Here is a 10000-nt window from a genome sequence, read left to right as displayed (position 1 = left end):
GCAGGCCAGCACCATAAGCTTTGTTTCATCGCCAGCAAAACATAAGCCAGGGCAGACACAGTGGCTGCCAGCTCGAGCTGCGTCATGGTCTGCCAGGCGTTAAACAGCTGCAGCCATTGCTGCAAAGCCTCTAGCATGGCCGCAAATCACCGTGCAGAAACTTCACCACAAACACCACTTTGCCATAGGTTTCAAAGGACCAGCGAATACTTTGCTGCAATAAGGCCATGACTTCATCGTAATCACCAAAAACTTGTGTACTCAGCGTATTGGTGATCACCAGCACATTGGGGTTGCTGTTGAGTAACTCAATAAAACCTTTGATAGGCTCAATGTAATCACTGGTCAGTGGGTACTTACTGATTTCAATAGATAATTTCATCAATTCTTCCTTAGCTTATGCTTAAAACTGATAACTGGCGGAAAAACCTATACGACGAGGTTCGCCCAATTGTTCATAGGTATGAGGCTCGTAACCGTCCCTTGGGTCATTACCAAAGTAGAAGCCCCGCACACCATAGTCTTCATTCAGCGCATTGCGGCTCCATAGCGCCAGCTGTATGTCGTCCAACTGATATTGCAGCCGTATATTCACTAAGTGCATTAGCTCTGAGCGGGAATCATGGCTATCGGAGTAATAAAAGGCGGCTTTACTTTGCACCCCCAGGTTCAGACTAAACTCAGAAGTCAGTAACCACTCACTGTTGACACTATATTGATACTTAGGTGCATGCGCCTGATCACGCCCCGTTTTATCTACTCCCTCTTCCGTGACAAAACCACGGATTTCACTATCCAGCCAGGCTGCATTGGTGAACAAAGTCCAGTTTTCTGTCAGTTGCAGCAGGTTTTCTACTTCCAGCCCCTGATTATGGCCTGAGGCGGCGTTATCAATAAAACCAATAAAAGACTGGTCACGGGTCACCCAGCTATTGACCTGCATGTCATCGCGCCACATGGCAAATAAAGCCACCCGACTGACGATCTTCTGATCAGCAGAACTGGCTTTGACACCAAACTCGGCATTCCATAAAGTCTCGGGTGAAAAATTAGCTTTGCTGTTTAAATAATCGGCCAGCTCGTCCACTCCACTGCCCTGCGCTTTACCCAGGGCTTCACCATTAACACCACCGGCTTTGTAACCACGGGAACCCAGCAGATACAGACTGGCAGAATCAGTAAGCGCTAAACTTAAACTCAGTTTAGCGCCCCACATCAGCTCGTCGTTTTGCTGAGCAATCCCGTGACTGTCGCTGTATTCATCGTCATAACGTTCAGCGCGGGCGCCCGAAGTTAAACTCCAGCCATCCCCCAGATCGCTGCTCCACTCACCAAATAACGCCAGATTCTGTCGTTTAAAATCACTGAAAAACTGTGCTGCCTGCCATAAGTCCCAATTCCAAAACTGGCGCTCTAACTCTGTTTGCTGGCCACTTGCATACCAGCCGGCGACCCAATTCTGCTGTGCTTTGCCCAAAAAGCGCTGTTCCAGACTCCATTGATCCCGAGCCCGCAGGTAACGATCTGTCGTCGCATAGCCGTCAGGATGAATACCTTCGAAACTCCAGTCTTCATCAAAGCCATAGTCAGTGTCAGCCGTCAGGCCACTCAACTGGGTATAGACATTAGCCCAGCTTAAGCCCTGATAATCAGCCTTCACTGCCAAAGCGCGACTTTGTTGCTCATCTTGTCCTGGATTATCCGATAAGGTGGTGCGATTGCGATCGAGCGAAAATGCGTCGTAGCCATTATTGATATCACGGTAATGGCCAATAAAATCCAACGTCAGATCAGTAGTAGCCAGATAACGCAGCGCAGCACGGGCTGAGGTTTCGTCAATATTGTTGGTATCGTCGCGATTTAAGAAGCTATTATTGATAAAGCCATCTGAACTTTGATGATCAGCAGCCAGACGATAAGCCCACTGCTGATTGATTGCATTACTGTAGGCACCACTGAGTTGATAGCTATCGTAGTTAGCCAAGGTTGAACTGAATTGACCTTCACCTTCAAAGCTTGGGGCATTAGAAGTTAAATTCAACATACCGGCCATGGCATTGGCGCCAAAGCGGGTGGCTTCAGGGCCGCGGAATATCTCCACTTGCTGCACATCGGCTAAGGAGCTGACACCCAGGGCCGAATAATCTATACCATCAATCAATACACCAACCGAAGGATTGATACTGTCAACAAACTCACTGCGTTCGCCTATACCGCGGATTTGTAAAAAACGGCCACGGGAGGCACCAGCTGAAAAGTTTACGTTGGCGGCTTGTTGCAACAAATCATCTAAATGCTGGGCGTTCTGCCGGCTGATGTCTTGCTGACTCAACACCAGAATACTGCCAGGCAGCTTTTGCAACTCAAGCTTGCGGAAATCGCCTTGCACCAGAATGCGTTCTACCGCTTGTTCGGATACAGGATTTTCTTCGGCACTCACAGTGGTGGATAAGGCGGCCAGAATGGCTAAGGATAAATAAGAAACTCGAGACATATGATTCTACTCCAATTCAAAAAGTAGGATCACCAAAGCAAAAGGAATACAGAAGTACCATCCCTCCGCCGGTATGATCCGGATCAGGTTCGAAGGGTTCGCGTTTGACGGCGTCTCAGCTAAAAGCACCCCTTGGTTCGCGGCGCAGTGTATCGGCTTTTTTTCAGACAGGCAATTGCCAGATCTGCAACTTAATGCAGATCTGGCTTACGAATTAAATCAAAGCAGGCAAATACCAACTGGCAATAGAGAAATAAATCACCACACCAGCCACATCGGCGATAGAGGTGATCAGAGGTCCGCTGGCTGTGGCTGGGTCCATACCAAAACGGCTAAGTAAAAAAGGCAAAGACAAGCCAACTAAGCTCCCCACCAACACGACGATCAGCATAGTGGTAGCGACCACCAGCGCTATATCTAGCCCCCCACGCCAGTAGCCCAAAGCATAAACAGCCAACGCCATAGTGATCCCCAGTAATCCGGCCACCAGCACTTCTTTACCCAGCATTTTGCCCCAGTGCCGCAGTTTAATGTCGCCTGTGGCTAAAGCCCGCACCATCAAAGTACCGGCTTGAGCTCCGGCGTTACCGCTGCTTGCAATGAGTAACGGCAGGAAAAATAACAAAGCTATGTGTTCAGAAATAATCTGTTCAAAAGCAGCTAAACCTGCGCCTGAAAAAATATTGCCAAACACCAGCACCACCAGCCAGACCACTCGTTTGCGGTATAACAAGCTGATTTTTGCATCCTTTACACTACCTTCCAATTTGCCGATAGTCGCGGTTTTGTGAAAGTCTTCGGTCGCTTCAGCAGCCGCTACGTCCATCGCGTCATCGTGGGTGACTATCCCGACCAGTTGCCCTTCTGCATTAACCACAGGAATAGCTATCAAGTCGTATTTTGCCACTAATGAAGCCACTTCCTCCTGCTCAGTATCCACCCTGACATGAATAGGATCATGTTTCATTACGTCGTCGACCAGCGCATATGTGGGGGCCAGGATCAACTCACGTAATGACAAAGCGCCAATTAAAGTACGGTCCTGGTCAACCACGTAAGACAGGTAAATGGTTTCTTTGTCCGGCGCTTCGTTACGCAGTACTTCAATGGCCGCGCTGACGGTCAGCCGCGGTGATAACATGGCGTAATCCGAACTCATAATGGCGCCTGCCGTGCCTTCTGAGTACGAAGATAAACTCAACACATCGTCGCGCTCTGCTTGAGCCAATGCAGGTAATAAAGCTTGTTTTTGTGCATCAGACAACTTGTTAAACAAGTCAGCACGTTCATCCGACGACATTTGGCGGATCACAGGAGTAAAATCCTGCCTGCGCACTGTATGGGCCAATTCAACCTGCAGGTCTTCTGGCAAATAACTGAAAATTTCGGCTTGTGTGCTCAGCGGAAAACAACTCAACAGTTGCCACTGATGAGTTGTGGAAAACTCAGCCAAAGCACCAGCCAGGTCGGCGGCATGTGTATCGGCCAACCGGATGGATAAGACCGAAAGGTCACCGCTCTCCAGAGCAGCACGTAAGGTATGGATCAGAACTAAGGGTTCCATGCTTTCACCTCGAACTACGGGCCGTAGTCGCAAGGTTCAGACAAACCAGCGCTCTACAGCAAAACTACAGGGTTAAGTTGTATGTCAGGCCAGGCCTGTGACTGGGTACGTCCATAAAAACGGAACTCTCCTGTGCTAGTGGAAAGGTATATCAGCATAACTTATTGCTGATACAGCGAAAAACGAGCATCATTTTACTCTTGTAACGACTTAACCTCAACTTAATAGCGGGCAGAAGTGTGAGACTTAGTTCAGGCAACACCCCCAACGTCAAAAGGACATTACATGTTTGGCGACAATAAAGCGCTTTGGTGGCAACCTCAAACGCTGTTAAACGAACAAAGCTGTAAAATTCAGCTCGGGCCTTTGCTGATTTTTTTGCAGCGCAAAGCTGGAGAATGGCGACTAGCTACTGAACTACTTACTCAGTCAGAACAGCAGGAACTGACAGCAGAATTGCTGCCTCAATGGCCACAACTCCGCCAGGCCAGCCGTTTTGTATTTGAGCAGGAACCACTGCAATTTTGTCTGAAACCCGTTCTGGCAGACCGTCCGGTGGTGGTTAAAACCCATCAACCTGTATACGTTCCGCCTTCCGAACAAGTGACCTTCTACATCAGCAGCCCGGTAAGCATCCGTATTGAATTACAACAACCTGGATTAGTACTACAGGAAGTGCAAAGCCAGCGCTTGTCCGACACCTGGTTTGGTCCTAATACTCAGGTCGGTGAACTGTGTTATGCCGATAAAACTCAGGCCAGACATAGTAAAGAAGAGCTTCCAAGACGGGTGCATAAGGCCATTACGCCTGTTACTGTGAAAAACAATTCCAGTCAGATGATGAGCATCGAAAAACTCAGCTTACCTGTGCCTTATTTATCCCTGTATGGTCTGGCCGATGGCAGTTTATGGACAGATCAGGTGCTGCTGGATCATCAGGATGATGCAGAACTTAGCCGACTTCAAATCAGCAAACAAATGCCAGCGGGTTTTGATGGTGCCGAGCGCTTAGCCAAACCTCGTTTGTATATGGAAAAACATGGCTTATTCCGCGCTTTCAGTGATTTATTCACACATTCAGCAAACCGGGGGACTGTATGATCGATCTGGTACTCAACTATCTGGATTCCGATAAGTTCTTCTCTCTGTTGCAGGCAGCTATGTTATTTATCGTCGGCTTTTTAGCCGCCAGCTTATTAGCCAGAGCCACCTATAAAGTCTGCCTGAAGCGCTTTAGTCCACACCACGCCAGCTTAAGCCGTCGCCTGGTGTACTGGCTGGTGTTAGCTCTGTTTATCGCCAGTGGTTTAAAGCAGTTAGGCTTTAATTTAGGCGTATTGCTCGGTGCCGCTGGCGTATTGTCTGTCGCTATAGGTTTTGCCTCTCAAACCTCAGTGTCGAACCTGATCAGCGGTTTATTTTTAATTGGCGAACGGCCTTTTCAGATTGGCGATACCATTCAGGTGGGCAACACCACGGGTGAAATTTTATCGATTGACCTGCTGTCCATTAAATTACGCACTTTTGATAACCTCTTTGTGCGTATTCCCAACGAAAGTCTGATAAAAACCGAAGTCACCAACCTGACCCGTTTTCCTATCCGCCGCTTGGATTTAAAAATTGGTGTCGCCTACAAAGAAAATATCAGTCAGGTACGGCAAGTACTATTGCAAGTGGCGGAGCAAAATCCGTTAAGTCTGGATGAACCTGTTCCTGTATTTCAGTTTTTAAGTTTTGCTGAATCATCGTTGGATTTGCAATTTTCCGTCTGGACCAGAAAAGAAAACTACAGAGAATTGCGCACTTCTTTACTTGAGGAAATCAAGCAGGCTTTTGACCAACACAATATCGATCTGCCTTTCCCGCAGCGCGAACTCAGCCTAAGCCAGAGTACGCTGGAGTTATTGACTTCGGAAAAAAACACGAAGATTCAAGGATAAACTGGCAAAGCGCTAAAACTGTCCTAAAGTTAAAGATGCTTACCTATAACTGAGGTAAGTGTAGTTAAATCAAGGACTCATATGAAAAATATAAATAAGATCTGTATAGCTTTACTTTGCTTGGGAACTGTATCCGCCGCTGTGGCGGAAGAAGAAGTACTGTATTCGACTGAAGGTTATTGTGTACTGTCGAATGAAGGCGTTGACGATCGTATGCTGGAAGCTTATGCCAAAAAGCTGGGTGACGTGCCAGCCAAAAAGGTTTGTAACGCCTTTAAGGAAGTAGTTGAAGCGTCGCGTCCTAAAGAGTGGAATTACCCAATGGGTAAGCCATATCCAGGCAGTGTGGTACGGTTGTCAGCAGCCCAAATCGAAGCAATTAAAGCCGCCTCAAAATAAACCTTCTGTTCTTGTACAGACTGAGAGTAATACTTGCTCTCAGTCTTTTCCGCTACTTCTTGCTGTAAACTGTGTCATGATAAAACCCAATCAACAGAAATGGATGTTGTCGTGTTGAAGATGTATAGCGCCAGATTATTCAAAGTAGTGACCGCAGCTTTTGCTATTTTTTTGCTGAGCCTGCACCAACCTGCCTTGGCTTCAGAACTTTGTTCAACTCTGACAAATCATACTAATTTTGCTGCTTACCAGGGACAAAGGATTAAAGAGGTTCGTTTTATACGCAATGATGTATTTGATTTGCAACAAGAAAATACATATTGGTTTCACCGTTTGGCCAACCACACTCATAAAATCACGACAGAAGCGACTCTGCTGGAAGACGTGTTATTTAAAACCGGCGACGAACTTAACGCTGATAGTCTGGCTGAAACGGAACGCTTGTTAAGAACCAGGCGTTATCTGCGTAAGGTGGAAGTTCGGGTCAGTCACCAGTGTGCGGATCAGCAGGTCATAGTCACCATCAGTACCTGGGATAACTGGTCCTTACTACCAAAAATATCTGCCAGCCGCGAAGGCGGTGAAAGCCGCACCACTTTTGGTTTAGCCGAAGATAACCTGTTTGGCTCTGGCAACCAAATCAATCTGGATTATGAACACGACAGTGAACGCACCAGCTATCTGCTGAATTTCCGCTCACCTAATTTATTTGGTAGTCACTGGGGCTTAAACACCCGCTACGCCGATAAATCTGATGGCGAGTCTTATTTAATTGGTATCGAAAAACCATTTTACCGGCTTCATGCCCCCTGGTCTTTTGCTCTGACACTGGACAAAGACAGTGAGGATATCAACGAATATTTGCTCGGTGACGAAGCCAATGAATACAGGAAAAAGAACAACTATTTTGATATCCAGGGCGGCTTAAAAGTCCTGTCAAAGGGTAACTGGGTTCAACGTATCTTTGTTGGCGCCACTCATAACGAAGTGCAATTTGAGGAAACACCAGACACTTTATTTGGCACCCCTGTGAAACGAGATATATCGCAGTTCTGGCTGGCCTGGCAGTATCTACAGTCGGATTATCGGCAAATGTTTAACATCTACCAGTTCAACAGGGTGGAAGATATCAACTTAGGCTGGCAGGCTGATGTGAAGCTGGCTTATCTGGCACCTATGCTGGGAGCAGACAACAAAGGCTGGCAAATCACGGCATCGGCCTATAAGGCGACAGAGCTTACAGCAGAAAACTATTTGCTGACTTCAGCATCAGCCAGTCAACTGGAACAGGCAGACCTCAGCCAAACCTTAATAAAAAGTCATCTGATGTGGATCCACAAGTTTGACCCACAACATAGCCTGGTCGGTCAGTTGACTTATCAATATGGTAACGAGTTATTCCGGGACGAGCGTTTAAGTCTAGGCGGCGACACAGGTTTAAGGGCTTTCCCTTTGTATTACCAGACGGGTGAGCGTTTAGCTCTGGCTACTATGGAATACCGTTACTACAGCAACTTATCCATAGCGCAGATTTTTGATGTGGGTTACGCCAGTTTTGCTGATATGGGCCGGACCTGGGGTGATAATCCGGAGTTACCAGGCAGTTCAGGTGACCAAACCTTGTATGGTATAGGTGCTGGTATACGTTTGCTATCAAGCCACAGCAGCCGCGGTACCATGATCCATATTGACCTGACTAAAGCTTTTGGCGGCGATGATGATTTATCAGGCGTCGAATGGCGCATATTGGCCAAACAGAGTTTTTAGCGCTTGTTGCCACAAAAATAACCCTGAAACGTCAACTCGCTCTAATGCTCACCCTGACAAGCGGGGCAATAGACGGTGCTGCGCTGGCCTAAACGTATTTCTTTTAGTTCAGTCTGACAGTTAAAGCACTCTTCACCACCCCGACCATACACCAGCAATTGCTGGGCAAAATAGCCCGGCTTGCCATCGGTTTGGCTGAAATCTTTCAGAGTGGTTCCACCCTGGGTAATAGCCTTCGCCAGAATTTGCTTCACCACCTGCACCAGCAATTCAGCTTTTTCTGCAGTCAGTTGATTCGCAGGCATTTTGGGATGAATACCAGCCTGAAACAGAGCTTCATTAGCATAGATATTCCCTACCCCAACCACTACATGATTATCCATCAGCACCTGTTTAATAGCACTGCTGCGCTTCTGGCAGGCGGCTAACAGCATAGCGGCATGGAAATCTCCCAGCAAAGGCTCAGGCCCTAAGTTCGCCATCAGACTATGCACAGTGTCTTTCGGCTGCCACAGCACAGCACCAAAACGTCTGGTGTCGTTTAAACGCAGCATCAGGCCGTTATTCAGGTAGATATCCACATGGTCATGTTTTCCGGCTGCAGTGTTCTGCGGCAGCACTTTCAGATGACCTGACATACCCAGATGAATAATCAATTCGCCTTCTGGCAAATGGATCAGTAAGTATTTGGCTCTTCGTGTCACATCCAGCACAGGCTGCTGCCTAATCTGTAGTATTTCATCCGGTATCCACCAGCGCAGCTGGCGTTGCCGTACCACCACTTTCTCAATGCGTTGTTGCTGCAGATGCGGGCTAATGCCTAAACGGGATACTTCGACTTCTGGTAATTCTGGCATAACAGCCTCAACGTAAAACGGATGGAAACAACAAATCTGCCTGACCTGCTGGCAAACGGTACCAAAAGTCTGTATCCAGGGCTTTTAGCCACTGATAGTCACCAGCCTGGTACAGCTGCCACTGCTGCTGTGCTGGTTTGCCTGTCAGCCAGATGGTGACTTCAGAGATCAGCACTGGATTGATCGGATCAAGAGGTGACTTTTCCGGCAGACTGCTTTGTTGCCAGTGCTGCAGTAAAGTGGTTAATTGCTCTTCGCTTAATACAGCAGGCTGCGAACGCCAGCCAGGCCCTGCCCGCTCAATCTGATGCTGCGGAAAATGCAGAGCCAATAAGGTCTGGTTGATAGAAATCAACTGAGGCTGAGGCTCATTCCGACCTTGTTTTAAGTATTCAGGTAAACCAATAAACAGTGCGACTAAAATCAGCACTGTATAAATCATGACGTTATTCCAGCCTTTTTGACTTAAACGGATCATAAAGATAAAAACCGAGACAGAAGAAAAACAGCAGTGTAAACCAGAGACAGGCGGAACAACCAGAAGAAAGCGAAGAAGAGATAGAGAGATCGCAGAATGCTTATAGTAAAAACCCGACTTACGTCGGGTTTTTTCAGTTCAATTACTTGATTTTCGCTTCTTTGAAAATCACGTGCTTACGCACTTTAGGATCGAACTTTTTGATTTCCATTTTTTCTGGCATGGTGCGTTTGTTCTTCGTAGTTGTATAGAAGAAGCCAGTACCAGCAGAAGAAACTAAACGAATTTTATCGCGCATAATTTAATTCCTTAAACCTTCTGACCTTTAGCACGCAGATCGGCTAAAACAGTATCGATGCCATTTTTGTCGATGATACGCATACCACGAGTAGAAATACGTAAAGTCACAAAACGGTTTTCGCTTTCAACCCAGAAACGGTGAGTTTGCAGGTTAGGCAGGAAACGGCGCTTAGTTGCGTTGTTGGCGTGTGAACGACGGTT

General features: G+C 47.2%; 11 protein-coding genes and 1 riboswitch. Of the genes, 4 read left to right on the top strand and 7 right to left on the bottom strand.

Annotation, left to right across the window (positions count from 1 at the left end):
- Positions 1-130: 130 nt before the first annotated feature.
- The 3 genes from LDL40_RS09250 to mgtE all read right to left on the bottom strand — a co-directional run bounded on the left by LDL40_RS09250 (position 131) and on the right by mgtE (position 4058).
- On the bottom strand, positions 131-382 hold the full coding sequence (locus LDL40_RS09250; RefSeq protein WP_300995026.1) for a YkoF family thiamine/hydroxymethylpyrimidine-binding protein: 252 nt from the start codon (positions 380-382) through the stop codon (positions 131-133).
- Positions 383-403: 21 nt separating this feature from the next.
- Positions 404-2494 (bottom strand): TonB-dependent receptor, encoded by a 2091-nt coding sequence (locus LDL40_RS09245; protein WP_300995025.1) that lies wholly within the window; start codon positions 2492-2494, stop codon positions 404-406.
- 43 nt (positions 2495-2537) lie between these two features.
- A riboswitch (TPP riboswitch) is annotated at positions 2538-2637 on the bottom strand.
- A 71-nt stretch (positions 2638-2708) separates the two neighbouring features.
- Complete coding sequence (gene mgtE / locus LDL40_RS09240) at positions 2709-4058, bottom strand: magnesium transporter (protein ID WP_300995024.1); 1350 nt, start codon at positions 4056-4058, stop codon at positions 2709-2711.
- 285 nt (positions 4059-4343) lie between these two features.
- Between mgtE and LDL40_RS09235 the strand changes: the two genes are divergently transcribed.
- The 4 genes from LDL40_RS09235 to LDL40_RS09220 all read left to right on the top strand — a co-directional run bounded on the left by LDL40_RS09235 (position 4344) and on the right by LDL40_RS09220 (position 8164).
- Positions 4344-5159 carry a DUF432 domain-containing protein gene (locus tag LDL40_RS09235; protein WP_300995022.1) on the top strand — a complete coding sequence of 272 codons (816 nt, stop codon included), beginning with the start codon at positions 4344-4346 and terminating at the stop codon, positions 5157-5159.
- Positions 5156-5998, top strand: a complete 843-nt coding sequence (locus LDL40_RS09230) for a mechanosensitive ion channel family protein (protein ID WP_300995020.1) — start codon at positions 5156-5158, stop codon at positions 5996-5998. The genes LDL40_RS09235 and LDL40_RS09230 overlap by 4 nt, the downstream gene beginning before the upstream one ends.
- Before the next feature lie 81 nt (positions 5999-6079).
- Positions 6080-6397, top strand: coding sequence for a hypothetical protein (locus LDL40_RS09225; RefSeq protein WP_300995018.1), 318 nt, complete (start codon positions 6080-6082; stop codon positions 6395-6397).
- A gap of 120 nt (positions 6398-6517) precedes the next feature.
- Entirely contained in the window at positions 6518-8164 is a 1647-nt protein-coding gene (locus tag LDL40_RS09220) for a BamA/TamA family outer membrane protein (protein WP_300995027.1), read from the top strand.
- A gap of 41 nt (positions 8165-8205) precedes the next feature.
- On the opposite strand, the gene mutM is transcribed toward LDL40_RS09220, so the two are convergent.
- From mutM to rpmB, 4 genes are all read right to left on the bottom strand, one after another.
- A complete protein-coding gene (gene mutM, locus LDL40_RS09215; RefSeq protein ID WP_300995017.1) occupies positions 8206-9021 on the bottom strand; it encodes a bifunctional DNA-formamidopyrimidine glycosylase/DNA-(apurinic or apyrimidinic site) lyase in 816 nt (271 codons plus the stop codon).
- 7 nt (positions 9022-9028) lie between these two features.
- A complete protein-coding gene (locus LDL40_RS09210) occupies positions 9029-9499 on the bottom strand; it encodes a hypothetical protein (RefSeq protein WP_300995015.1) in 471 nt (156 codons plus the stop codon).
- A gap of 142 nt (positions 9500-9641) precedes the next feature.
- Complete coding sequence (rpmG, locus tag LDL40_RS09205) at positions 9642-9797, bottom strand: 50S ribosomal protein L33 (RefSeq protein ID WP_008219722.1); 156 nt, start codon at positions 9795-9797, stop codon at positions 9642-9644.
- 11 nt (positions 9798-9808) lie between these two features.
- Positions 9809-10000: 50S ribosomal protein L28 (rpmB, locus tag LDL40_RS09200; protein WP_300995013.1), on the bottom strand; the 192-nt coding region annotated here is incomplete at its 5' end.

Origin of the sequence: Rheinheimera sp. (assembly GCF_020217005.1) — a bacterium.
Taxonomy (GTDB): Bacteria; Pseudomonadota; Gammaproteobacteria; order Enterobacterales; family Alteromonadaceae; genus Pararheinheimera.
Note: the sequence above shows the minus strand (reverse complement) of the source record. Positions and strands in the feature narration are given on the sequence as shown.

Bases quoted from the DNA above. Each gene is read 5' to 3' on its own strand.
- LDL40_RS09250 (WP_300995026.1), bottom strand. From the start codon at position 382: ATGAAATTATCTATTGAAATCAGTAAGTACCCACTGACCAGTGATTAC.
- LDL40_RS09245 (WP_300995025.1), bottom strand. From the start codon at position 2,494: ATGTCTCGAGTTTCTTATTTATCCTTAGCCATTCTGGCCGCCTTATCC.
- mgtE (WP_300995024.1), bottom strand. From the start codon at position 4,058: ATGGAACCCTTAGTTCTGATCCATACCTTACGTGCTGCTCTGGAGAGC.
- LDL40_RS09235 (WP_300995022.1), top strand. From the start codon at position 4,344: ATGTTTGGCGACAATAAAGCGCTTTGGTGGCAACCTCAAACGCTGTTA.
- LDL40_RS09230 (WP_300995020.1), top strand. From the start codon at position 5,156: ATGATCGATCTGGTACTCAACTATCTGGATTCCGATAAGTTCTTCTCT.
- LDL40_RS09225 (WP_300995018.1), top strand. From the start codon at position 6,080: ATGAAAAATATAAATAAGATCTGTATAGCTTTACTTTGCTTGGGAACT.
- LDL40_RS09220 (WP_300995027.1), top strand. From the start codon at position 6,518: ATGTATAGCGCCAGATTATTCAAAGTAGTGACCGCAGCTTTTGCTATT.
- mutM (WP_300995017.1), bottom strand. From the start codon at position 9,021: ATGCCAGAATTACCAGAAGTCGAAGTATCCCGTTTAGGCATTAGCCCG.
- LDL40_RS09210 (WP_300995015.1), bottom strand. From the start codon at position 9,499: ATGATCCGTTTAAGTCAAAAAGGCTGGAATAACGTCATGATTTATACA.
- rpmG (WP_008219722.1), bottom strand. From the start codon at position 9,797: ATGCGCGATAAAATTCGTTTAGTTTCTTCTGCTGGTACTGGCTTCTTC.